The organism is Streptomyces sp. ASQP_92 (genome assembly GCF_025399895.1).
Taxonomy (GTDB): Bacteria; Actinomycetota; Actinomycetes; order Streptomycetales; family Streptomycetaceae; genus Streptomyces.
Genome location: NZ_JAODUA010000005.1, coordinates 339,692 through 362,786, shown reverse-complemented (window position 1 = coordinate 362,786; position 23,095 = coordinate 339,692). Strand labels below are relative to the sequence as shown.

Genomic DNA, 23,095 nt, shown 5'->3' with positions numbered 1-23,095 from the left:
ACCTTCGTCGCTCCGTGTCGGGCATCCCGACCATGCCGTGTGACGTGCCCCGTTCCGTAGGGTGGGCGCCAAACGCGCGCCGTGACGGTCGCTCGTGGCGCCGCGAACCCCGAGGATCCAGGAGCACACGCATGAGTGGAACAGCCCAGATCGGCGTCACCGGACTCGCGGTCATGGGCCGCAACCTCGCCCGCAACTTCGCGCGCAACGGGTTCACGGTCGCCGTGCACAACCGGACGGCCGCCAAGACCCGGGCGCTGGTCGAGGAGTTCGGTTCCGAGGGCAGCTTCGTCGCGGCCGAATCACCGGAGGACTTCGTGGCCGCCCTGGAGCGGCCGCGCCGTCTCGTCATCATGGTCAAGGCGGGCGAGCCGACCGACGCGGTGATCCAGGAGTTCGCCCCGCTCCTCGAAGAGGGCGACGTCATCATCGACGGCGGCAACGCCCACTTCGAGGACACCCGCAGGCGCGAGCGCGAACTGCGCGAGCGGGGCATCCACTTCGTGGGTGTGGGCATCTCGGGCGGCGAGGAGGGCGCGCTGCACGGGCCGAGCATCATGCCGGGCGGCTCCGCCGAGTCCTACACGTCCCTGGGTCCGCTCCTGGAGCGGATCGCGGCGAAGGCCCCGGACGGCTCCCCGTGCGTCACCCATGTGGGACCGGACGCCGCCGGTCACTTCGTGAAGATGGTGCACAACGGCATCGAATACGCCGACATGCAGCTCATCGCGGAGGCCTACCACCTGCTGCGTACGGTCGCCGGCTACTCCCCCGCGAAGATCGCCGAGACCTTCCGCGGCTGGAACACCGGACGCCTCGACTCGTATCTGATCGAGATCACCGCCGAGGTGCTCGCCCATGTCGACGCGGCGACCGGCGAGCCGTTCGTGGATGTCGTGCAGGACCAGGCCGAGCAGAAGGGGACCGGCCGCTGGACCGTACAGATCGCGCTCGACCTCGGCGTCCCGGTGTCGGGCATCGCCGAGGCCGTGTTCGCCCGCTCCCTCTCGGGCCACGCCGAGCTGCGCGAGGCGGCCCGCTCCCTGACCGGACCGGAGGTGAACCCGCTGGACGAGAAGGAGGCGGAGGCCTTCGCGGCGCGGGTGGAGCAGGCGCTGTACGCCTCGAAGATCGTGTCGTACACGCAGGGCTTCCACCAGATCCAGGCAGGCAGCGAGAACTACGACTGGAACGTGGACCCGGGCGCGGTCGCGGCGATCTGGCGCGCGGGCTGCATCATCCGGGCCGCGTTCCTCGACCGGATCCGGGCCGCCTATGACGCCCGGCCCGATCTGCCGAGCCTGCTCTCGGACAAGCGGTTCGGCGACGAGATCGGGGCGGCGCAGGACGACTGGCGTGCCGTGATCGTGGAGGCGACCCGCCAAGGCGTGCCGGTCCCGGGCTTCTCGGCGGCGCTCGCGTACTACGACGCGCTGCGCGCCGAGCGCCTCCCGGCAGCGCTCACGCAGGGCCAGCGCGACTTCTTCGGCGCGCACACCTATCGGCGCACCGACCGGGAGGGCTCGTTCCACACGCTGTGGGGCGGGGACCGGAGCGAGGTGAGCACCGGCTGACGGGCGGCGCCCGCGGCCCGTCCCGCCCCCGGCCCCCGTCGCCGAGCCCCGTCCCCATCAGGCTGCTGGTACGGGGTCCGTGGGCCAGGGAGGGGGGCTCGGCGGGGTTCCTCCTCAGCCCGCCGGTTCGGGCTGCGGCGGGCCCGGTACGGGGTCGGGGCCCGGCGGCTGCGGCACGGGGTCCGGCAGGTCCGGGTCCGGGCCCGGCTGCGGGGGCCGCGGGTCGGGGCCGGGGCTCGGCGGCTGCGGGTCGGGGCCGGGGCCGGGCCTCGGCGGCACCGGATCGGGGCCCGGGCCGGGGCCGGGGCCGGGGATGGGACCCGGTTCGGGGTCGGGCAGCGGGGTGGGCCACGGCGGAGTGGGCTCCGGGTGCGGCACGGTCATGGTCGGCCTCCTCAAGGTTCGAGTTCAGCTTCACCTGCGCACGTGCCCGGCGCCCGCCGGTTCAACCCGTCCGGGTCCGGCCCGCCGACGCTGCCGCCGCCCCCGCAACCGCCGCTTCCACCGCCGCTGCCGCCGCGCGAAGGCCGGGCCGGGGGCTGGCCAGGACGGGAACCTTGAGCGTGGTCCGTTCGGCGGCGGGGGCCATCGAGGCCTGGGCCAGAACGACGACGTCGACGTCCGTCAGCGCGTCGACGGTCCGCGCGATCTCCGCCAAGTACGCCTCCGTGTCGCCCGCTTCGAAGTACGGCCAGGCGTGCTCGGCCGGAACCATGCGCAGGGCGAGGGGCCGGTCGCCGGCCTCTTCGCGGATCAGCGCGGCCGTCGGCTCCAGGGTGGAGGCGACGGCGGCCACCACGGCGATGCGCCGCCCCCGCGCCACGGCCGCAGCGGCCATCGGCCGGTCGACCCGCAGCACCGGAACGCCGAGCGACGCCGAGGCCGCCTCGGCGACCGCGCCGATCGTGGAGCAGGTGCACAGCACCGCGTCCGCGCCCTCGGCCACCGCTTCGGCCAGCACGGACCCGACGGCTTCGGACACGACATCAGGCCCCAACTCCCGTGCCCGGGCGAGCAGTTGCTCGTCCACGAGATGGCGCAGTTCGAGGCCCGGGGCGTCCTGGTCGCGCAGGGCGTCGAAGACCGGGACGTGGACGGGCGAGGTGTGCAGGAGCGCGAGTACGGTCACCACAGCTCCGGGCGCGCGGCGAGCCGGGCCCGCGCGGCCTCGACCACGGCCGTCGGCGCGGCGGGCGCCTCGTCCGGATGCCGTTCGGCCCACTTGGCGGCGTACGGGCAGAGCGGCACGACCCACCGGCCCTCGCGCGCGGCCAGGGCGTAGAACTCCCGCACCAGGGCGCCGGCGAGGCCCTGCCCCTCGTGGCCGGGCTCGACCACGGTATGCACGGCCACCAGCGCGGACGGCTCCCGGTCGGGGGCGTCCGAGCCGCCGGAGCCGTCCAGGGTGAAGTAGACGATGCGGCCGACCGTTTGGCCGCCCTCGGAGGCGGTGAGCAGCCCCTGGGCGCGGTCGTCCCGGATCTCGGCCATGGTGCGGGGGTCCTTTCCGGCGGCCGGGCGGGGGCTACGGGGCGGGAATCCTGGCCTGCGGGCTGCGGAGCTGGTCGGTGCCGGGGACCGGCGCCGAGGCGTCGGTGCCGAGCTCGACGATCCGGTTCTCCCCGTCCACGTGCACCACGCTGGGCTTGAAAGCCCGGGCCTCGGCGTCGTCGATCTGGGCGTAGCTGATGAGGATCACCAGATCGCCGGGGTGCACGAGGTGGGCGGCGGCACCGTTGATGCCGATGACCCCCGAGCCGCGCTCGCCCTCGATGACGTACGTCTCCAGGCGGTTGCCGTTGTCGATGTCGACGATGTGGACCAGCTCACCGGGCAGCAGATCGGCCGCCTCCATGAGCTCGACATCCACCGTGACCGAGCCCACGTAGTGCAGGTCGGCCTGGGTCACGGTGGCCCGGTGGATCTTGGACTTGAACATGGTGCGCAGCATCGAGGCACTCCCGGATCTATGCTCCCTGCCTGCGTTTATGCAGGTCAAGTGCGGTTTCCTTACCTTACAACGAGCCGCGGTCCCGGTCACCGGGCCCCGGGATTCCGAAGACCGACGCCGACCGAGCACGGACCTGTCCGACACGCCGTCGACCGGAATCGGAGGCGACTGATCCCACCCGCCCCCCGGCCCACCGCGACGACGGGGCAAGCCTACGCAACGCCTGTCGTCAGCAGGGCGTGGCCACCGCCACTGTGACCGGCCCCACGGCACGTGGGCGGGCGGCCGTCCGCCCCGGCCGAGCCGAGAGGCGTGGTGGGCGGGGCCTGATGACGACCGCCGGACCGCGCAGTCGACTGTGCCTGGGGCTCGGTTCGCCGCAACCGCGGCCGTCTCGGGGACGAGCGGGACCGAGCACGGCCGAGCACACACGGGCTTTCACCGCGCGACACACGCGTCGCTTTCACCGCGCGGCCGCGTCATGCGGTCGGCCCCCGGCCTCGAGTGCCGCGGCGGCGCGGCCCCGGTAGGCGCGGAAGCGGCGCAGGTACGAACGGGCCATCGGGCCCGGCGGAACCCCCCGGGCGAAGGCCCGCATGTTGCGTTCGCCCGCGTTGTAGCCCAGGGCGAGCAGTTCGTCGCGGGTGTAGCGGCGCGCATGACGCCCGGGGAGGCTTTGGTCCAGGTCCTTCAAGTGCAGGGCGGCGGCCCGGATGGCGAACGCGGGGTCGTCACGAAGGTCCCGCCACCGCTGCGACAGGCCGTGCTTGCGCCGGACCTGCTCGAACGTCGCCCGGTGCATGTTGGCCACCCCGAACGACGCCCCCGGCTTCCACCACTGCCACAGCCGTTCCAGGAGAGGGTGGTGCGGTTTGTACGCCTCGTTGTGCAGCACGGTCATCACCAGCAGGGGCGACACCCCCGCCTCCTCGGCCGAGGAGGCCACATACTCGGCGTAGTCCGCCGGATCGTAGCCACCGGGGCGCAGCGGCGGCGTGCCGACCTCGCCCTGGCCTTCCGGCCGCGGCCCACGTTCCGACTCCGCCGTCGCCAACTCGCCCACCCTCACTCGCCTTTCCTCTGCCGCCGCCCTCACCCGGACCGGCGGTCTCCTCGACCTGCGGCCCGTATGCCCTCGCCGAACGCCCCCAACCCCCGTCGGCTCCGAACGGCTTCAGGATCGCCCGGGCGAGGACGACGGGGCCGGATACCGCAGCCCCCTGGAGGAAGGAGCCGGCACCCCAACCACCCGCGCCCCGCGGTCAGTCGAAGCTTTCGCTCTTGTCGCGGTCCTGCTCCTTGGCTCGGCGGCCGACCACGACCGCGGCCGCCGCGGCGCTGGTGAGGAAGGCGACGGCGACGGTCCAGGGCTGGTCGAGGAGGTGGTCCGTGGCGTGGTCGAGGGAGTAGCGCCCGGCGCCCGCGAGGCCGATGGCGGCGGCGGTGAAGCCGAGGAACGCCGGGTACTCGAAGCCGCCGCCCTGGGCGAAGAAGCCGGCCGGGGCGTGTACGGAGACCGCGCCCGCCATGGCGCCGGCCGCCGCCGCTCCGGCGGCCGGGGTCGCAAGGCCCAGGGTCAGCAGTGCGCCGCCGCCCATCTCGCCGAGCCCGGCGGCGATCGCGCTCTGCTTGCCGGGCTTGAAGCCCATGTGCTCCATGGCGGCGGCGGTGCCGTCCAGGCCGCCCCCGCCGAAGCAGCCGAAGAGCTTCTGGGCGCCGTGCGCCATCAGGACCGCGCCGGTGCCGGCCCGCAGCACGAGCAGTCCGAGGTCGCGTCGGTTGAGGCAGGTCATGGCGTCTCCCGGGAGGCGTGCGGCGATGGGCTCGTCCTCCACTCTCGGGGCCTCCCGGCTCCGACCCGCAGCGTTACTGGGCCGTACGGGTCACGGGCCGCCGACGCCAACGCCGATGCCGACGCCGATGCCGACGCCGACGCCGGGTCACGATCGCCCGTCGGCGCCCGGTACCGCTGGACGCCCCCACGCGCCGTCCGCATCGGCCCGCCCCTCCCCCGTCGGCGGTCTGCGCTGCGCATCGCGGCCGGTCAGCGCGTGGTCTCGCCCTGAGCCGTCTCGATGCCGCCGTGCAGGTCCGCCGCCGCGTCGATCGCCGTGACGGCCGACGCACACAGGCAGCCGAGCAGGAGGGCCGCTATGAGCCGGGCGCCGCGCGAGCGGGGAAGTCGCGCCGCGGCGTCGCGGTCGAGCAGGGCCGCGACCCTGCGCGGCACCGGTCCCGCGGCCGCGGCGAGCACCGCGCGGGGCCGGGCCGCGCCGGGCGCGACGGCGTGGGAGGCGAGCGCGGCCCGGCCGATCGCGCGCGCGGCCAGCTTGCGGTCGCCCACGGCCTCGGCGGCGTACTCGTCGGCGGACCGCTCCAGGGCGAAGGTGAGGGGCGCTCGAAGTGCCCGGAGCGAGGGGTGGCAGTGGGCCGCGAGTTCGGCGGCGGCCAGGAACAGGTGGTGACGGCCCCGGAGATGGGCGCGCTCATGGGCGAAAAGGGCCTCACGCTCGTCGGGCCCGAGCGCGCGCAGCATCCCGGTGGTGACGACGATCCTGCCCGGGCGGCCGGGCAGCGCGTACGCGTCGGGGTCGGGGTCGCGCAGCACGGCGAGCTCACCCGCCCCGGGGCTCAACCGGCCGTGCGCGGTGCGCAGTTCGGCCAGCTGGCGGCGGGCGGAACCGATCAGGGCGACGCCCGAGACGGCGACGACCCCGGCGGCGAGGCCCGCGGCCGGATAGGAGAGCCACGCCGGCAGCGCGTCGAGGGGCGCCACCAGGTGTTCGAGGGAGGCGAAGAAAGGCAGCCGGAGCGCTCCGGCCAGCGCGAGGAGACCCAGCGCGGCGGTCGAGCAGGCGGCGAGCCCGATGGCGGCGGTGGCGAGCAGCCAGGCGGCGGCGCGGGGCGGCAGCACCTCGGCGAGCCTGCGCGCCATGGGGACGGCGAGGAACGGCACGAGAAGCGGGACCCACACCGAGAAGATCATCGCCCGTCGCCCCCGGCCCCCTCCGGATGTCCATCGACTCCGGACCCCTCAAGACCCGGGAGCCCATCACCCCCGGCCTCCCCCAGGAGCGAGCGCAGCAGTTGCTCGTCCTCGTCGGTGAGCTGGGAGACGAAGCGGGCGAGGACCGTGGAGCGGTCCTCCTCCTTGGCCAGTTCGGTGTGCATGCGGCGGGCCGTGAGCCCCGGCGCGTCCTCCGTGGGGGTGTACGCGTACCCGCGCCCGACACGCCGACGGGTGACCGCACCCTTGTCGTGCAGGCGGGTCAGGATGGTGGTCACGGTGGTGCGGGCCAGGCTTCCGCCGAGTTCGGCCTGGACCTCGCCGGGGGTGAGCGGAGCGTCGGCGGCCCAGAGCGCGGCGAGGACCCCGGCCTCCAGTTCGCCCGCGGGGCGTCGCGCGTCCCGGTGCCCGGCGCCTGGCGTGGCAGTCATGGAACACTCCTCCCGCGTCACTCGTCTACAGTGCTGTAGACCGTCCGCATCACTGTCATCAGCCGGGCCGTGCGCGTCCCCCGTGGACGAGCGGCCCGACCACCATTATGGGAGGGCCCACTGACATGGCTGTCGCAACCCTGTTCGCAGCCTCGGCCCCACAGGCCGTGAACGTCCTCGACGCCGGATCGCTGCTGTCCGCGTTCGGCGCCCTGGGCATCGCCGTGGTGCTCTTCGCCGAGACGGGTCTCCTGATCGGCTGCTTCCTCCCCGGCGACTCTCTGCTCTTCACCGCGGGCCTGCTGTGCGTGCCCGGCGGAAACGGGCCGGTGTCGCTCTCGCTGCCGCAGGTGCTCGTCTGCTCCGTGGCCGGCGCGCTGCTCGGGGCGCAGGTGGGCTACTGGATCGGGCGCCGGGGCGGCCGCGCCCTGCTGGCCCGCAGCACGTCCCGCAAGCTCCATGAGGGCGCGGACCGCGCCGAGGAGTTGCTGGCCAAGTACGGGCACGCGAAGGCGATCGTGCTGGCGCGCTTCGTGCCGATCGTCCGCACGGTACTCAACCCGCTCGCGGGCGTGCTCGGCGTACCGGCCCGGGTCTTCGCCCTCTGGCAGGTCATCGGCGGGCTCGTGTGGACCTGCGCGCTGGTCCTCGCCGGCTACGGGCTCGGCTCGTCCGTACCGAACATCGACCGCTATCTGCTGCCGCTCGTGGCCCTCGTCGTGGCCGTCTCCCTCACCCCGGTCGCCCTGGAGATCCTGCGCGCCCGCCGCTCGCGTACGGCCTCCGAGGACGCCGGTTGATGCCCTGCGGCGGGGAGTCCGCGCGGCGGCCCGGCCACGGCCGGCGGCGGCCGGTGACCGCTCGATGACGCCGGGCCGGCGCACGGGCACGGCGGCGGGCGTGCTGCTGTTCCTTTTCGCGCTGCTCACGGTGGTCGTCGCGGTCCGGCACGGGGCTCCGCTGCCCGGCGACCGGACCCTGCACCGCTGGCCGCTCGATCGCCGCCCGCCGGTCGCGGTGGCCACCGCCCTGGCCGTGACGGCCACCGGCACGGGGCTCGTGCCCTATCTCCTGGCGGTCGTCGCGGGCCTGATCGCGGGCCGTGACGGCAGAGAGCGCCGGGGCGCCGCGGCCGGTGCGCTCGCGGTACTCATCCTCGGACAGGCGGTCCGGTACGGCCTGATGGCGGCCGTCGCCCGCCCGCGCCCGGCCGCCTACGACTGGGCGACCACGGCCTCGGGCCACTCCTTCCCGTCCGGGCACACCACCACGAGCGCGCTCACCGCGGGACTGCTCGTCTGGGCGGTGCTGATCCGCTCCCGCGTCTCGGCCGTCCGCTTCACGGTCGCCCTGCTGCTGCTCTGGGCGGTCGCGGTCGGCCTCTCCCGGGTCTACCTCGGGGTGCACTGGGCCAGCGACGTACTGGGCGGCTGGCTGTTCGCCGCGTTCTGGCTCTGCCTCGCCGCCCGGGTCACGGAGCCTCGCGTACGGCCGCTGCGCGCGGAGCCGACAGCGGCGCGCCGACCATGAAGGCGGCCTGAACTCCCCAGGGACTCACGCCGCCTTGAAGAAGGCGTTCCAGCCGCCGGGGGGCGCCTGTCCCACTTCCAGCGAGCGGAGTCTGCCGAGGACCTTGGGGTCCTGCACATCGAGCCAGTCCACGAACTGGCGGAAGGACACCAGCCGTACGTCCGGCTTGCCGGCCATCGCCTTCAGCGCCTCTTCGACGGCGTCCATGTAGATGCCGCCGTTCCACTCCTCGAAGTGGTTGCCGATGTAGAAGGGCGCCCGGTTGGTCTCGTACGCGCGCTTGAAGCCGGCCAGGTACGAGGCGGCGGCCTGCGTCCGCCAGTTGGGATAGCGGTACGCCACGCCCTTGGTGCTGTTCTTGGACTGGTTGGCGAGGATGTTGTAGTCCATCGACAGGACCTCGAAGCCGTGTCCGGGGAACGGGATGCCCTGAAGGGGCAGGTCCCAGACGCCGTGTCGTTTCTCCGGCCACATCTGGCGGCCTCCGGGCGAGGAGGCGTCGTAACGCCAGCCCCGTTCCTTCGCGGTGGGCAGCAGGTTCTCCTGGCCGAGGAGGCACGGCGTGCGGCCGCCGACGAGTTCCTTGTGGTAGTCGAACGGCAGCGGGTCCTCGTCCTTCCAGCCGGTGTTGGTGCGCCATTCCGTCACGAAGGAGACCGCCTGGTCGATCTCGCTGTTCCACTGGGCGGGCGTCCAGCCGGCGACCGAGCCCGAGCCGCCGCAGAAGTGGCCGTTGAAGTGGGTGCCGATCTCGTGACCCTCCGACCAGGCCTGCCGGATGTACTTCAGCGTCTCCTTGACGTGCGTGTCGCTGAGGTAGCCGATGTCGGAGGCGCCGACGGGGTTGTTCGGGGGGCGGTAGAGGCTCTTCTTCGACTCGGGGAGCAGATAGAGGCCGGAGAGGAAGAACGTCATGCCCGCGCCATGGTCCCTGGCCAGTTCGAGGAAGCGCGGGAACAGCCCGTTGCCGACCTCGCCCGCACCGTCCCAGGAGAAGATCACGAACTGCGGCGGGGTCTGGCCGGGTTCGAGCGGGACGGGGCTTTCCGGCTGGTTCGGTTGCTTGCCCGTGTCCGCCGTCGATCCATCACCGATGAGCCTGGCCTGCGACTTTCCCGGCTTCGCGGGGCCCTGGCCCTGTCCGGGGCGGCTCGCGCCTCCCGAGCCCTCACCGTCCGGCGAACCGCACCCGGCGAGTCCCGCCGCCGCGACCGCCCCAAGTCCCGCTCCCAGCAAACCCCTTCGACTGATGCCTGGCATGCCTGCTCCCGTCACTCATCCACGGACCTCAGATGTGTAGACCGGATAGTCATGAATTAACCGATATCCACCGAGATTGCGCCGCCCGCGACCCCGAAATGCGCCTCAGCGTCACCATGCATGACCGCCGTTGACCTTCCTTTGGTCATCCATTGACCCCGCGTCGACCCCAGGGGCGATCGACCTCAACTCGGGCCGCGGGGGCCGCCCTTCCGATCGTTCACGTCATCTTGACGATAAGCGGCGCGGTCTATATCGTCGGTGTGACGAAAAGGAAGGGGTCGTTCCCATGGCCGACATCTCCAGGCGCTTCGGCTGGCGCCATCTGCGCTCCGCGCCCACCTCGCACATCCGCCACCACAGGAACGGTCGCCCGGCCCATGACGGCGCCGGGCTCAGCTTCTGGTTCAGGCCGCTCAGTGCCGCGCTGTCCGAAGTGCCGGTCAACGACCGGGAACTGGCCATGGCCTTCCACGCCCGCACCGCCGACTTCCAGGACGTCACCGTGCAGGCGACCGTGACGTACCGGATCAGCGAGCCGGGCAGCGCCGCCGACCGGCTCGACTTCTCCATCGACCCGGACACCGGCGTCTGGCGCGGCGACCCGCTGGAACAGCTCTCGACCCTGCTCACCGAGACCGCGCAGCAGCACGCCCTCGACGTCCTCGCGCGCACCGCCCTGTCCGACGCCCTCGCCGACGGCGTGGCCGCGGTACGGGAACGGATCGCGACGGGGCTCGCGGCGGAGCCCCGGCTCCCCGCGACCGGCATCGAGGTCGTCGCGGTACGGGTCGTCGCGATCCGCCCCGAGCCCGAGGTGGAGCGGGCGCTGCGGACCCCGGCGCGCGAGCGCATCCAGCAGGAGGCGGACCGGGCGACCTACGAGCGGCGGGCCGTGGCCGTCGAGCGGGAACGCACCATCGCCGAGAACGAGCTGGCCAGCCGCATCGAACTCGCCCGGCGCGAGGAGGAGTTGGTGGAGCAGCGCGGCACCAACACCCGCCGTGAGGCGGAGGAGGCGGCGGCCGCGGACGCGGTGCGCACCGAGGCCGAGGCCGCCCGCACCGTGCGGCTGGCGCGGGCCGAGGCGGAGGCGGCCCGCGCGTCGGGCGAGGCCCGGGCCGGGGCCCAGGCGGCCTGGCTCCAGGTGCACGGCGAGGCCGACCCGGTCACCCTGCACGCCCTGGCCGCGACCCGGCTGGCCGAGAACCTGCCCCGCATCGACAGCCTCACCCTCTCCCCCGACGTGCTCACCACCCTGCTCGACCGGCTCGGCCGGGGTGAACGGCCGTGAGTCTGGCCCCGCGCGCGGTGCTGGTCCATCGCACCTCGGAGTACGAGGAGTTGCTGGCCCGGCACGGCACCCACGGCCAGGCCGACTTCTTCCTGTCCTCGCGCGGCCGGAGCCTGCGCGAGGTCGCGGAGCGGCATCACCGGGCGCTGCGGGCCGTCGCCGACGTGGCCGCGGCGATCCCGCCGCAGTGGCGCCAGGCCCGGGTCGAACGCGCGGACCTGGACCGTTTTCTGTTCGCGCCGGAGGACGTCGTGGTGGTGGTCGGCCAGGACGGTCTGGTCGCCAACGCGGCGAAGTACCTGAGCGGACAGCCGGTCGTCGGCATCGACCCGGAGCCCGGCCGCAACCCCGGAGTGCTGGTACGCCACCGGCCGGCCGCCGCCGCGGGACTCCTGCCGGCGGCCGCCGCACAGGGCTGCGCGGTGGAGGAACTCACCATGGTGGAGGCCCGTACCGACGACCGGCAGCGGCTGCTGGCGCTCAACGAGATCTACCTCGGAGCGTCCGGCCACCAGACGGCGCGCTATCGCATCGGCCCCGACGACCCGGCCGCCACCGGCGAGGCGCAGGCCTCGTCCGGTGTGCTGGTCGGCACCGGCACCGGGGCCACCGGCTGGCTGCGCTCGCTGTGGCGGCAGCGTTCGGACGCCCCGGCGCTGCCGGCCCCGGCCGATGCCCGCCTGGTCTGGTTCGTTCGGGAGGCATGGCCCTCCCCGGTGACCGGGACCTCGCTCGTCGAGGGCGAGTTGTCCGGTTCCCGGCGGCTGCGGATCACCGTCGAGTCCGACCGTCTGGTGGTCTTCGGGGACGGCATGGAGGGCGACGCACTGGACTTGACGTGGGGGCAGTCGGTGAGTGTCGGCGTCTCGGACACGGCGCTGCGGCTGGTGGGTTGAGGCCGATCGGCCGCGCGTCAGCGGGCCGTGGGCCTCGATTGTCAGTGGCGTACGGCATCGTGAACGGTGAGCCCGTACTGCCGAGGGAAGGCTGCCGATGACCGCCACCGTTGTGATGACGTCCCATGAACGCTCCGCCGCCCAGGCCTATCTGCGCCTGCTGAGCACCGTGCGCGCCGCCCTCGACGCCCCTGACGGCCTGCCCCAGGCCCCCGTCGCGCTGGAAGGCGTCATCGCCGAGGCGGACGAGGCGCTGGCCCGGGCGGGGCTCGCCGGCAACGAGGCCGCCCTGTTCGCGCTCGTCGGCGGCCTCACGGGTGGAGCGCCCGCGCCGGGGCGGCCCCGCCGGTGAACGCGGCGGGACCGGCCCACGGCTCAGCGCTTGAGGCCGACGCCCCCGTACATCGCGACCTCGTCGGGCAGCGTGTCGCCCGCCTCCGGGCGCCAGCGTGAGCACGACACCACACCGGGCTCAAGCAGTTCGAGCCCGTCGAAGAACCCGGCCACCCGCTCCGGGGTGCGCTGGGTCAGCTTCGGGGTGCCGTGTTCGTTCCAGAACGCCACGGCGGCGTCCACGTCGGGCATGGCCGGGCTGGTGATGGTGTGCGAGAGCACCAGGTAGCTGCCCGGGGCGAGTTCCTTCATCAGGTCGCGTACGAGCGCGCGGGCCTCGGCCTCGTCGGGGATGAAGATAACGACGCCGAGCAGCATGAGGGCGACCGGCTTGCTCAGGTCGAGGGTCTTCGCCGCGTGTTCCAGGATGCTCGCGGTGTCCCGCAGGTCGGCGTCGAGGTAGTCGGTGCGGCCCTCGGGGGTGCTGGTCAGCAGCGCGCGGGCGTGGGCCAGGACGAGGGGGTCGTTGTCGACGTACACGATCCGGGCCTCGGGCGCCAGGCGCTGGGCGACCTCGTGGGTGTTGTCGGCGGTGGGCAGTCCGGTCCCGACGTCGAGGAACTGGCGCACCCCCCGGTCGGCCACCAGATGGCGCACGGCCCGGCCGAGGAACAGCCGGTCGGCCAGGGCGTAGTCGCCGATGCCCGGGTGCAGCGAGCGGATCTGGTCGCCGACCTCACGGTCGACGGGGTAGTTGTCCTTGCCGCCGAGCCAGTAGTTCCAGATCCGGGCGGTGTGCGGCTGCGCGGTGTTGATGCGGTCGCGCACGTGGTCGGGCGTCGACGAGGGTGCGGGGTTCTCGGTCACGGGTGGGTCTCCTGAGGTGCGTCGCTGCGTCAACGGCCAATCTAGATAATCGCGTTGCGAAGTGTCACAGGGAACGTGCCGTCGCGCACCGGGTATCTCACGGTGAGCTCCGCACCGACGCCTTCGAAGGGGTCCCGCCCTCATGTCCCTTTGTCATCAAGGCCGTTGAAGGACTGGTAGGAAACTTTCCTGTCCGCTACGCTCCCCGGCGGCGGCTCGGCGCGGTGCCCTGACCCCCCCCGTGGGCATGACGCGCTCAGCGAGAGCTCTGACCCGGCCGTCGCGACGCCACCCCCTGCCCGGACGAGGGCCGGGCGCGGCGCCTCGCGCAACGGTGTCCAGCTCTCGCCACCCCCAAGGCAGGGAGTTCCAGGTATGCGCCTGAACGTCTTCGCTCCACCCTTCTCGGCTCCGCGCCGCCCCGCCGTCGGCGTCGCGCTCGCCGCCGTCCTCGTCCTCGTCGCGGGTCTCCTGCTCATCTGGCCCGACCGGGCCGGGGCGGCCACGGACCCGCTCATCTCCCGGGACCGGCCCACGACCGCCTCGTCCTTTGAGAGTTCCGCCCTCGGCCCGAACAACGCCGTCGACGCCTCCCCCACCACCCGCTGGGCCAGCGCCGAGGGCAAGGACCCCCAGTGGATCCAGGTCGACCTCGGCGCGAGCGCCGACGTCACCCGCGTCACGCTCAGCTGGGAGGCCGCGTACGCCAAGGCCTATCGCGTGGAGACATCCGCCGACGGCACCACCTGGACCCGCCTCGCCAACGAGACCGCCGGAAACGGCGGCACCGACGACTGGACCGGTCTGTCCGGCAAGGGCCGCTACGTCCGGGTGTACGGCACGGCCCGCGGCACCTCGTACGGCTACTCGCTCTACGACCTCGCGGTCTACGGCAGCCTCGGCGGCGGCACACCGCCCTCCGGCGCGTTCACCGTGGTCGCCGCCGGCGACATCGCGGCCCAGTGCACCGCGGCCGACAGCTCCTGCGCACACCCCAAGACCGCAGCGCTCGCCCAGAAGATCGACCCGCGGTTCTATCTGACGATGGGCGACAACCAGTACGACGACGCCCGCATCGCCGACTACCGCGCCTACTACGACAAGACGTGGGGCGCCTTCAAGGCCAAGACCCACCCGATCCCCGGCAACCACGAGACGTACGACCCCGCGGGCAGCCTGTCCGGCTACAAGCAGTACTTCGGCGCCATCGCCTACCCGCAGGGCAAGAGCTACTACAGCTACGACGAGGGCAACTGGCACTTCATCGCCCTGGACTCCAACTCCTTCGACCAGTCGGCACAGATCGACTGGCTCAAGTCGGATCTGGCCCGCACCAACAAGGGCTGCATCGCCGCCTACTGGCACCACCCGCTGTACTCCTCGGGCGGCCACGGCAACGACCCGGTCAGCAAGCCCGTCTGGAAGATCCTGTACGGCGCCGGAGCCGACCTCGTCCTCAACGGCCACGACCACCACTACGAGCGCTTCGCCCCGCAGGACCCGGACGGAAAGGCGACCGCCAAGGGCATGGTGGAGATCGTCGGCGGCATGGGCGGCGCCGAGCCGTACCCCATCGAGCAGGTCCAGCCCAACAGCCAGAAGCGCATCAGCGGCGAGTACGGCGTGCTGAAGCTCGACCTCAACGACACGGGATACACCTGGAGTTACGTCGGCACGGACGGCCAGGTCAAGGACTCCGCACCGAACTACACCTGCCACTGATGTACCTGGCGACCACCGGTCGCCGGGACGCGCCGCCCCCGTCCGCCACCGGCGGACCCGGGCGGCGCGTCCCCGCCACCGTCCTCGCGCTCGGCATGGTCAGCCTGGTCACCGACGTCTCGTCGGAGATGGTCACGGCGGTCCTGCCGCTCTATCTCGTGGTGGGCCTCGGCCTGTCCCCCCTCCAATTCGGCTTCCTGGACGGCCTGTTCAACGGAGCGGCCGCCGTCGTACGGCTCGTCGGCGGACACGCCGCCGACCGGGGCGGCCGGCACAAACGCGTCGCCGGCCTCGGCTACGCCCTCTCCGCCTGCTCACGCCTCGGCCTGCTGCTCGCGGGCGGCGCGACCGGCCAGATCGCGGCCGCGCTCGCCGTGGACCGGGTCGGCAAGGGCATCCGCACCGCGCCCCGCGACGCGCTCATCACCCTGAGCAGCCCGCCCCATCTGCTCGGCCGGTCCTTCGGTGTGCACCGCGCCATGGACACCACGGGCGCGCTGCTCGGGCCGCTCGCCGCCTTCGCCCTGCTGTGGGTGACGGCCGACGCCTACGACGCGGTGTTCGTCGTCAGCTTCTGCACCGGACTGCTCGGCGTCCTCCTGCTCGTCCTGTACGTGCCACCCCGGGAAGCAGCCGTCAAGCCGCCAACTCGGCGCACCACCAACCCCTTTGGCGCCCTGCGCAGCGCGGCGTTCCGCCGCATCCTGTGCGCCGCGGCGCTCCTGGGCGCCGCGACCGTCGGGGACTCGTTCGTCTATCTGCTGCTGCAACGCGGGCTCGACATCCCGGTCGGCTGGTTCCCGCTGCTTCCGCTCGGCTCGGCGGCGGCGTACCTCCTGCTCGCGATCCCGGCCGGGCGCATCGCGGACCGCGTCGGGCGCCGCCTTCCGTTCCTCTACGGCCATGTGGCGCTGCTGGGGGTGTACGCGCTGCTGCTCGTCCCGGCCCAAAGCCCTGCGCTCGCCCTCGTGCTGCCGGTGCTGATCCTGCTCGGGGTCTTCTACGCGGCGACCGACGGCGTCCTCATGGCGCTGGCCGCGCCCACCCTGCCGGAGGGCGGCCGGGCCGGCGGGCTCGCCGTGCTCCAGACCGGCCAGGCCCTGACCCGCCTCCTCGGCACGGCCGGCTTCGGCGCCGCCTGGACGGTGTGGGGGCCGAGCCGGGCGCTGTGGGTGGCGGTCGCCGCGCTGATCGTGTCCCTCGCGGGCGGCTGGGCGCTGCTGCCGGGCGCCCCGGTCCCCGACCCCGAAAGGTCCACCGCATGAATCCCCGCGCCAGACTCGCCGTCCTGGTCACCGCCGTCCTGCTGCTCGCCGCCGGCTCACTCGGCTACGTACTGCACTCTGCCCACCAAAAGCCCCAACAGGCCGTCCAGGACGGCTCGTTCACCCTGGACGGCCCCGGCCTGTACTTCCGGGACACGGCCACCGGCCGCATCGCCCACCAGCCGCTCGGCACCCCCCGCGGCGCCCGTGCCGGCGGCGGTCCCGAGTGCGAGCGGTTCTACGCCGCCGGGGACACCGCGGTGTGCCTGCGCAGGGAGCCGGGGGTGCCGCCGCGCGCGTACGCCATCGTGCTCGACCGGCACCTTCGCGAGGTGCGCCGGGTGGCCGTGCCCGGCATCCCCAACCGGGCCCGGGTCTCCGCCTCGGGTCGGATGCTGTCCTGGACGGTGTTCGCGGTCGGCGACTCGTATGCCACCAGCGCCTTCTCGACCCGCACCGCCATCCTGGACCTGCGCAGCGGCTACCTCATCAAGTCCATGGAGGAGATCCCGCTGACCCTCGCGGGAGCCCGCTATCACGCGCCCGACGTCAACTACTGGGGTGTGACGTTCGCGCGCGACGACAACGTGTTCTACGCGACGGTCTCCACGAAGGGGCGCACCCATCTCGTCCGGGGGAACATGGCCGACTGGTCGGCCACGACCCTGAGGGAGAACGCCGAGTGCCCCTCCCTCTCGCCCGACAACACCCGTATCGCCTTCAAGAAGAAGGTCTCGGACGACACCGGCGCGCCCTGGCGCCTGTACGTCCTGGACCTCGCGACGATGCGCGAGCACCCGCTGGCCGAGCCGGGCAGCGTCGACGACCAGGCGGCCTGGCTGGACGACCGTACGGTCGCCTACGCACTGCCCGGGCGGTCGGGGCGGGCGAGCGACATCTGGGCCGTACCGGCCGACGGAAGCGGCGCCCCCGAGCTGCTCGCGGAGGGCGCCTCGTCACCGGTGGCGGTCGGCTGAGGCGTACCGCCTGGGGGCCGGGGACGTGCGGGTTGACCGGTCGGGCCCGGGGTTTCCCGGGCGCGCGGCGCATCGGCCGCTCAGGCTCGGCCCGCCGCCCTCACCCCTCCTCCACCGCGTCCGCCACGGCATCGAAGAAGGCGGCGTGGGAGCGGGCGCTGCACGGGGCCTCGGGGTTCCAGTCCAGGACGCGCGCGCCGCCTTCCAGGGCGCGCCACGCGGGCTCGGACCGCAGGCCGTCCAGGGGCGCGGCATTGGACCTGATGTCCGCGAGGACGATGTCGGGCCGCAGCGCGGCCGCCGTCTCCCAGGGCGCGGTCAGCCAGTTGGCGCCGGGTCCCTTCCCCGGCTCGATCAGGTCCACTCCGTGCTCGCCGAGGTCGCGCAGCTCGGGCCAGGCCCCCGGCCGGGCCAGGTGGACCTGGTCCGGGCCGGCCGGGGAGAGCGCGAGGACGCGCGGCCCGGGCGTCCGTGCCGCGGCCGCGCGCAGCCGCGAACGCGCCGCCGCCAGAGCGGAGTCGTCCTGCTCGGGCGCCCCCAATGACCGTGCCAGGTCCGCGAATCGCTCCCGTATGTGCGCCAGGGTGCGGGCCTGGCCCACCTCAAGGACGACCACCGGAACCCGCTCCTCCAGATGCTTGGCCGTCTCCGCGCCGAGCCCGTAGAGCTGTCCCCCGCCGTAGCTGACGGCGACGACGAGGTCCGGCGCCGGGGAGAGGAGCGCTTCCGCGTCGAGGGTGTCTCCGGCACCCAGGTAGGCGATCTCGGCCAGGGGCAGTGCGCCGGCCTTGGCCGGGTCGGGTTCCGCGCCGTCGTGGAAGGACCCGAACACCGCCACCGGGCGCACCCCGAGGTCCTCCAGCGTCGCCCCGGCCTGTATGTAGGCCACCACGCGGACCGGCGGCACCGGCGCCGTCGCCCTCTGTCCGCGGTCGTCCGAGAATCGCCAGGCAGTCTGCTCCATGACGTCATCCGCCCCCAATGCGGTCGCGTTGCCGACTCGTCACAGCCGTGTCCCCGCTTGCCTGCCCAACGCGCGAGCCCATCACGCCAGTTCCCGGCGCGCCGCCCCAACTGCCGCTCCCCGCACGCCCTCGCGGCCCCTGTGCCGTGCACCGGGGGCCGCGTCACGGGTGGGCCGCAGTAGGGAGTACGCCGTTTCCGTCGCGGCTTCCCGATGGGGCGAACCATCACCCGGCGCCACCGCGGCGCGCCCGCGTCCCCCCTGCTGTGCTGCGAGGACGGGTCGCCGCTCGGGCCGTCGTGCCGGGGCGCCGGGCACCAGCGGTTTCGAGCCGTACCGCGAGGAGAGGGGCGACGGCGGGCCGGGGCGCTTCTAGTCTGCGGGGCCATGAACACGACACGCCTCGCAGGTCTCGGCCTCGCCGCGGTCCTTTCATGCACCGGCGCCCTGCTGTTCTGTGGGGGCACCCCCGCGAACGCCGACACCGCCGATCTCACCTTCGACACGGAGACGGACGCGGTCACTCCCGGCTCCGCCGTGGAGCTGACGATGACGCTCACCAACACCCAGTCGACCGAGATCAGATTCGTCTACCAGTCGATCCGGCCGACCTGGGACACCGAGCGGCAGACGGACCTCAAGTACGCACTGGTCTCCTGTGAAGCGGACGGAGCCGCCTGCGCGGACACCACGAGGCTCGGCCTCGACTACACGCTTCCACTGGCCCCCGGGGCGAGCCGCACGGTGACCCTGACGTACCGCGTCGCCCCGGACTCCGCGTGCGGCCGGACCCTGGGCTTCTCCTCGTACCTCTACTACGAGTACGGCAGCGGTCTGTTCTCCACGAGCGACACGTTCTGGTCGCCGGACATCCGCGTCGACTGCCCGGCCGCGCACTGAGCCGTAACGGGACGTGAGGCGTCCCCGGGGCTTGAGGAGTACCAGCCCCTGAGCCATCAGGACATGACCGTGGCCCCGGCATCCCCACCGGGGCCACGCTTTTCGGCGCACGGCTAGCGCGTGGCGCCCCGGAACCTCCGGTAGAGGACTCCGCCGCCCAGGAGCAGCGCGGCGGACGCCGGGACCGCCAGGCCGAGGCCATCGGCGCCGGTGTGGGCGAGCGCGGCCCGCTGCGGGGCGGCGGCCACCGGGTGCGCCGGCGCGGGAGCGGGCGGCGCGGGCGGCGCCACGGCCGGGGGCGGCGGGGCGGGGTGGTGACGGACCGGCGGCGGGGCGGACTGGTTCGTCGCAGTGTTGCCGAGGGCCGGGTTCAGCACGCCGACGACGCCGATCGAATTCCCCGAGATGTTGACGGGGAGGTCGACGGGCAGCTTGAGGCCGTTGCCCGCGAGCACCCCGGGCGAGCCCTGCTCACCGCCCACCGCGTGTGCGCCGCCGCCAGCCGCGCGCGGGGCGCCCGCCCTGCCCGCGTGGGCGGCGCGCGAGGCGTTGGCGCAGGTGTTGCCGGCGCTCGGGTTGAGCAGTCCGAGCACGTCCACGGTGTTCCCGCACACGTTGACGGGGATGTGGACGGGAAGCTGGACGGCGTTGCCCGCCAGCACCCCCGGGGAGGAATCCGCACTACCGGCGGCGTTCGAGTCCGCGTAGGCGTAGCCGGTCGCGGCCAGTACACCGCCCGTGGCCACCGCCGTGACCAGGCCCTTCATGGCGACCCGTCTCATTGGTTTCCTGCCTTCCGGAGTTCGTCACGGGCGACACGCCCGCACCGCCATCAACGCCCAAGGAGCCGGATGGGTTATGCCTCATACGCCTTTCACCCCATCGAGTGGCCTGATTATCGAGGTGAACCGCAGAAACGATTAATGCCGCGTATCGGCCGGTATCGCGGCGCCCGACAAGGCGCCGCACACCCGGCCGAATGGGGCGGGGGCGGCGCTCGATCCCGGCGGCCCTCGTGGCAAGATCGTGCGGTGGTCGGCGGGGAGTGCCTGGCCAGAGGGGTCTGGGGGGTTGAGGGTGCGCGGGGACACAGAGGCCCGGGAGCGGACGGGCGGGCCGGAACCGGACGTGGCGACCGTCCGGCGGTTCGTAGCCGCGCCGACGGCCCGGGCGCCCGGCGGAGCCGAACACGGACTCGGCCGTTTCGCACGTTTCCTCGGGCGCACCCTGCTGCGCGAGTTCCAGGCGATCATCGTCCAGCCGGCGCGCGCACTCGTGCGGCGCGGCCTGTCCGGCGTCGTCCTCGCGATCATCGCCTCGGTGGCGGTGCTCACCCTGCACGCGGTGGACCAGTCCCCCACCGGCGCGGCGCTGATACGGCTCACCTCGCACGTCCGCGGCGACATCCCCCTCCCGCTGGTGCTGCTGCGTACGCCGCTGTCGCTGTTCGTCCCGGCCCGCGACATGGCCGCGCTGCCGGGCATCCCCGTGCTGTTCCTCGGGATCGCGCTGGCCCAACTGGTGCTCGGCCGCACCCGGACCGTCCTGGTCGCCTACGCCGTCTCGCTGGCGGGCACCCTCAGCGCCCGCGTCATGATCGAGCTGGGACCGCGGTGGTGGGGGCTTCCCCCGGACGCGGCCCAGGTCATCGACACCGGTGCGTCCGCCGCGGTGGTCGGCCTCTTCGCCCATGTCGCCACGGTGAAGCGGGCACCCGTCCTCTTCTTCTTCGCGGTCACGCCGACGGTGCTCCGATCGATCCACAAGCCGAACCTCGCGGGCCGCGAACATCTCGTCGCGATCACCGTCGCCGTACTCCTCGGCCTGCTCGCCACCCGCAGGAACCCCGCGCTGCGCGACGCGGAAGGCCCGGCGTGAGGGGAGCCGGGTATCCGGCCCGAGCAGCCCCGAACGCCCGCCGAGCCGTCCTCACCCGAGGAGGAGCCGTCACTCGTCCTCGTTGCCGCCCCGGGTACACGCCACCACGCCCGCGACATCGGCGAACCGGGCCGTGAGGATGGCGGAATCGGCGCGGCCGACCGCCGAGATCAGGACCTCCGCGGTGTCCCCGACGCCGCCCGTGCCGAGCATCTGGAGCCCGACCACGGTGAATCCGCCGCGCTCGCACTGCTTCATCAGCTCCTGGAGCAGCCCCGGGCGCTGCTCGTAGGCGATCCGGAAGGTGGACGCCACCGCGCGCATCGCGGGCAGGCGGTGGACGAGCGGGCGGACCAGATACGCGGCGAGGAAGTACGCGGCGGTCGCCAGGACCGCGAGCAGCGGGAGCCCCGCCGCGGCGGCGGCGCCGACGGCCGCCGTCAGCCAGATCGTCGCCGCCGTGGTGAGCCCCTGGACGGACCCGCGGTGCACGAAGATGACCCCCGCGCCGATGAAGCCCACGCCCGACACGATCTGCGCGGCGACGCGCGAGGGGTCGAGTTCGACGGTCCCGGCGTGCAGGACGTCACCGAACCCGTACTTGCTGACCAGCGTGAACAGCGCGGCCCCGACGCCGACCGTGGTGTACGTACGCAGCCCGGCGGCCTTCTGCCGGATCTCCCGCTCCAGGCCGATCGCCGCGGAGAGCAGGAACGCCAGACCGAACTCCCCGGCCTGTAGCCAGCCCTGCCCCCTCGGCTCCAGTACCTCGGCCACCACCATCGGGTGCCCCTTCCCACTCAGCCGGCGTTCCCCGCACGAACAGGCTCTCCCTACCCATACAGCCACATTCCATGACGGGCTGCCCGGCCTGCGCCACCGCCCGCTACGGCACGGTGAACGCGCCGGGCCGGAACGGAACGGTGGCGGAGCGCCGGGCGCCCGCGCGGTCCTGCGGGTCACCAGCCCTCCCCGTCGAGCGTCCTGCCGAGGCGCTCGACGATGCGCTCGCGCAGGGGGCCGATGGATCCGCGGGCGTTGCCCGGCTTCTCGCCGATCCGGTCGTATCCCACCGGCGGTTCGGCGATGAGCGGGGACACCAACTCCTGGTGCGGCGGCGGGATTCGACGCACCGCCGCGCGGACGAGATCCCGTTCCTCGCGGCTCACCACGCGCTCCTCGGGACAGCCGGCCGGACCGGGCCGGTCGTCGAACTCCCCGGCGCACACCGGAAGGTCTCGTCGGGCACGGCCGACGTGCCAAAGGGGCTCACCTCTGGCCACCGTGGCCGGCCAGGCGCGACAGCCGGTCCGTCGCCCGCACGGTGTACGGATCCCGGTGGACGCGCGCCCGCACCTGCCGGCACACGTCTCCGCCCGGCCCCGGGGGCCAAGTCGGGCGCGGTGGACGGGTGTTCGCCGACGGCGCCTCAGGAGTGTGATCGTGAGCCGGTGCCCGTGATCGTCCTCGAGCCGGAGCGCGGGGAGGCCGCTCTCCCACAGGACCCCGAAAACGATCAAGGGCCGGTGTCGGATGTCTCCGATACCGGCCCTGATCTGCGACTCTTTCGAGTCGGGACGACAGGATTTGAACCTGCGACCCCTTGACCCCCAGTCAAGTGCGCTACCAAGCTGCGCCACGTCCCGATGCCCGTCTGACCTGGGGTTTCCCCCGGCCGCTCGTGCATGAGAACCATACCGCACTCCGGCACCACGGCAGGAACGGGGGACAATCGGGGCATGGAGAGTTCCGCACGCCGCGATCGTGATGCCGAGGGGCGGGCGCGCAACGCCCGGCCGAGGGACGGGCTCGGGCGGCCGCTGCCCTATGGCGCCGACGGGGTGGCCCGTCAGCCGGAGGGCGTGCGCAGGACGCCCGAGCAGACGCTCCGGGAGGCACAGCGCCTGCTGGACGCGGGGATGCCGTTCCACGCGCACGAGGTGTTCGAGGACGCGTGGAAGGCCGGCCCCGCCCAGGAGGAGCCGCTGTGGCGGGGCTTGGCGCAGCTCGCCGTCGGCCTCACCCATGCCGCACGCGGCAACGCGAGGGGCGGCGCCTCCCTCCTGGAGCGGGGCATGGGCTCACTCGCCCGCTACGCGGCCGAGGAGGGCGTACCGACGTACGGAATCGACCTGGACGGCCTCGCGCGATGGGCACGGGCCCTCGCGGACCGGCTGCCGGACCCGGTGGACGCGGCGACGCGGGCGCCACGACTCACGCACTGAGCGCGATCACCCCCGGCCCCC

26 protein-coding genes and 1 tRNA gene are annotated in these 23,095 nt (G+C 73.5%); 12 read left to right on the top strand and 15 right to left on the bottom strand.

All coding sequences use genetic code 11. The features are described from left to right. The first annotated feature begins 131 nt into the window (after positions 1-131). Complete coding sequence (gene gndA / locus N4G70_RS15650; protein WP_261713237.1) at positions 132-1,574, top strand: NADP-dependent phosphogluconate dehydrogenase; 1,443 nt, start codon at positions 132-134, stop codon at positions 1,572-1,574. A gap of 114 nt (positions 1,575-1,688) precedes the next feature. On the opposite strand, the gene N4G70_RS15645 is transcribed toward gndA, so the two are convergent. From N4G70_RS15645 to N4G70_RS15610, 8 genes are all read right to left on the bottom strand, one after another. After that, entirely contained in the window at positions 1,689-1,958 is a 270-nt protein-coding gene (locus N4G70_RS15645; RefSeq protein ID WP_261713236.1) for a hypothetical protein, read from the bottom strand. A 61-nt stretch (positions 1,959-2,019) separates the two neighbouring features. Then, positions 2,020-2,703, bottom strand: a complete 684-nt coding sequence (locus tag N4G70_RS15640) for an aspartate/glutamate racemase family protein (RefSeq protein ID WP_261713235.1) — start codon at positions 2,701-2,703, stop codon at positions 2,020-2,022. After that, positions 2,700-3,065: a GNAT family N-acetyltransferase gene (locus N4G70_RS15635; protein WP_261713234.1), complete on the bottom strand. Its 366-nt coding sequence runs from the start codon at positions 3,063-3,065 to the stop codon at positions 2,700-2,702. The genes N4G70_RS15640 and N4G70_RS15635 overlap by 4 nt, the downstream gene beginning before the upstream one ends. A gap of 34 nt (positions 3,066-3,099) precedes the next feature. Beyond that, positions 3,100-3,525: an aspartate 1-decarboxylase gene (gene panD / locus N4G70_RS15630; RefSeq protein ID WP_261713233.1), complete on the bottom strand. Its 426-nt coding sequence runs from the start codon at positions 3,523-3,525 to the stop codon at positions 3,100-3,102. 463 nt (positions 3,526-3,988) lie between these two features. After that, a complete protein-coding gene (locus N4G70_RS15625) occupies positions 3,989-4,594 on the bottom strand; it encodes a transglycosylase SLT domain-containing protein (protein ID WP_261713232.1) in 606 nt (201 codons plus the stop codon). Between the two features lie 193 nt (positions 4,595-4,787). Continuing rightward, positions 4,788-5,318, bottom strand: a complete 531-nt coding sequence (locus N4G70_RS15620; protein ID WP_261713231.1) for a DoxX family protein — start codon at positions 5,316-5,318, stop codon at positions 4,788-4,790. 251 nt (positions 5,319-5,569) lie between these two features. Next, positions 5,570-6,499 carry a M56 family metallopeptidase gene (locus N4G70_RS15615; RefSeq protein WP_261713230.1) on the bottom strand — a complete coding sequence of 310 codons (930 nt, stop codon included), beginning with the start codon at positions 6,497-6,499 and terminating at the stop codon, positions 5,570-5,572. A gap of 8 nt (positions 6,500-6,507) precedes the next feature. Further along, complete coding sequence (locus tag N4G70_RS15610) at positions 6,508-6,963, bottom strand: BlaI/MecI/CopY family transcriptional regulator (protein ID WP_261713229.1); 456 nt, start codon at positions 6,961-6,963, stop codon at positions 6,508-6,510. Positions 6,964-7,088: 125 nt separating this feature from the next. Between N4G70_RS15610 and N4G70_RS15605 the strand changes: the two genes are divergently transcribed. Continuing rightward, entirely contained in the window at positions 7,089-7,763 is a 675-nt protein-coding gene (locus tag N4G70_RS15605; protein ID WP_261713228.1) for a DedA family protein, read from the top strand. A 100-nt stretch (positions 7,764-7,863) separates the two neighbouring features. Next, entirely contained in the window at positions 7,864-8,493 is a 630-nt protein-coding gene (locus tag N4G70_RS15600) for a phosphatase PAP2 family protein (RefSeq protein ID WP_261713227.1), read from the top strand. Between the two features lie 24 nt (positions 8,494-8,517). Here the strand turns inward: N4G70_RS15600 and N4G70_RS15595 are convergent, their stop codons facing one another. Continuing rightward, a complete protein-coding gene (locus N4G70_RS15595) occupies positions 8,518-9,753 on the bottom strand; it encodes a hypothetical protein (protein WP_261713226.1) in 1,236 nt (411 codons plus the stop codon). Positions 9,754-10,042: 289 nt separating this feature from the next. Here N4G70_RS15595 and N4G70_RS15590 point away from each other — a divergent pair, with 289 nt between their 5' ends. From N4G70_RS15590 to N4G70_RS15580, 3 genes are all read left to right on the top strand, one after another. Beyond that, on the top strand, positions 10,043-11,047 hold the full coding sequence (locus tag N4G70_RS15590) for an SPFH domain-containing protein (protein WP_261713225.1): 1,005 nt from the start codon (positions 10,043-10,045) through the stop codon (positions 11,045-11,047). Next, positions 11,044-11,943 carry a hypothetical protein gene (locus N4G70_RS15585; RefSeq protein WP_261713224.1) on the top strand — a complete coding sequence of 300 codons (900 nt, stop codon included), beginning with the start codon at positions 11,044-11,046 and terminating at the stop codon, positions 11,941-11,943. Before N4G70_RS15590 ends, N4G70_RS15585 begins: the two co-directional genes overlap by 4 nt. A gap of 97 nt (positions 11,944-12,040) precedes the next feature. Further along, positions 12,041-12,295: a hypothetical protein gene (locus tag N4G70_RS15580; RefSeq protein WP_261713223.1), complete on the top strand. Its 255-nt coding sequence runs from the start codon at positions 12,041-12,043 to the stop codon at positions 12,293-12,295. Between the two features lie 23 nt (positions 12,296-12,318). On the opposite strand, the gene N4G70_RS15575 is transcribed toward N4G70_RS15580, so the two are convergent. Beyond that, entirely contained in the window at positions 12,319-13,143 is an 825-nt protein-coding gene (locus N4G70_RS15575; RefSeq protein WP_261713222.1) for an SAM-dependent methyltransferase, read from the bottom strand. 375 nt (positions 13,144-13,518) lie between these two features. On the opposite strand from N4G70_RS15575, the gene N4G70_RS15570 reads away from it, so the two are divergent. From N4G70_RS15570 to N4G70_RS15560, 3 genes are read left to right on the top strand one after another with little or no spacing between them, the layout of a single operon-like run. Then, entirely contained in the window at positions 13,519-14,865 is a 1,347-nt protein-coding gene (locus N4G70_RS15570; protein WP_261713221.1) for a discoidin domain-containing protein, read from the top strand. Then, a complete protein-coding gene (locus N4G70_RS15565) occupies positions 14,865-16,130 on the top strand; it encodes an MFS transporter (RefSeq protein ID WP_261713220.1) in 1,266 nt (421 codons plus the stop codon). The genes N4G70_RS15570 and N4G70_RS15565 overlap by 1 nt, the downstream gene beginning before the upstream one ends. Next, positions 16,127-17,107, top strand: a complete 981-nt coding sequence (locus N4G70_RS15560) for a hypothetical protein (RefSeq protein ID WP_261713219.1) — start codon at positions 16,127-16,129, stop codon at positions 17,105-17,107. Before N4G70_RS15565 ends, N4G70_RS15560 begins: the two co-directional genes overlap by 4 nt. 100 nt (positions 17,108-17,207) lie before the next feature. Here N4G70_RS15560 and N4G70_RS15555 read toward each other — a convergent pair whose 3' ends face one another. Then, complete coding sequence (locus N4G70_RS15555; protein WP_261713218.1) at positions 17,208-18,071, bottom strand: ABC transporter substrate-binding protein; 864 nt, start codon at positions 18,069-18,071, stop codon at positions 17,208-17,210. A gap of 387 nt (positions 18,072-18,458) precedes the next feature. Between N4G70_RS15555 and N4G70_RS15550 the strand changes: the two genes are divergently transcribed. Then, positions 18,459-18,971, top strand: coding sequence for a hypothetical protein (locus N4G70_RS15550; RefSeq protein WP_261713217.1), 513 nt, complete (start codon positions 18,459-18,461; stop codon positions 18,969-18,971). A gap of 113 nt (positions 18,972-19,084) precedes the next feature. Here the strand turns inward: N4G70_RS15550 and N4G70_RS15545 are convergent, their stop codons facing one another. After that, positions 19,085-19,753, bottom strand: coding sequence for a chaplin (locus N4G70_RS15545; RefSeq protein WP_261713216.1), 669 nt, complete (start codon positions 19,751-19,753; stop codon positions 19,085-19,087). Between the two features lie 295 nt (positions 19,754-20,048). On the opposite strand from N4G70_RS15545, the gene N4G70_RS15540 reads away from it, so the two are divergent. Beyond that, positions 20,049-20,849, top strand: coding sequence for a hypothetical protein (locus tag N4G70_RS15540; protein WP_261713215.1), 801 nt, complete (start codon positions 20,049-20,051; stop codon positions 20,847-20,849). Between the two features lie 69 nt (positions 20,850-20,918). Here the strand turns inward: N4G70_RS15540 and N4G70_RS15535 are convergent, their stop codons facing one another. The 3 genes from N4G70_RS15535 to N4G70_RS15525 form a co-directional block, all read right to left on the bottom strand. Continuing rightward, positions 20,919-21,629 carry an MgtC/SapB family protein gene (locus N4G70_RS15535; RefSeq protein WP_261713303.1) on the bottom strand — a complete coding sequence of 237 codons (711 nt, stop codon included), beginning with the start codon at positions 21,627-21,629 and terminating at the stop codon, positions 20,919-20,921. 179 nt (positions 21,630-21,808) lie between these two features. Next, on the bottom strand, positions 21,809-22,018 hold the full coding sequence (locus N4G70_RS15530) for a hypothetical protein (protein WP_261713214.1): 210 nt from the start codon (positions 22,016-22,018) through the stop codon (positions 21,809-21,811). A gap of 403 nt (positions 22,019-22,421) precedes the next feature. Next, positions 22,422-22,495: transfer RNA gene (locus N4G70_RS15525), tRNA-Pro, on the bottom strand. A 93-nt stretch (positions 22,496-22,588) separates the two neighbouring features. Between N4G70_RS15525 and N4G70_RS15520 the strand changes: the two genes are divergently transcribed. Next, a complete protein-coding gene (locus N4G70_RS15520; RefSeq protein WP_261713213.1) occupies positions 22,589-23,074 on the top strand; it encodes a DUF309 domain-containing protein in 486 nt (161 codons plus the stop codon). Positions 23,075-23,095: the final 21 nt, after the last annotated feature.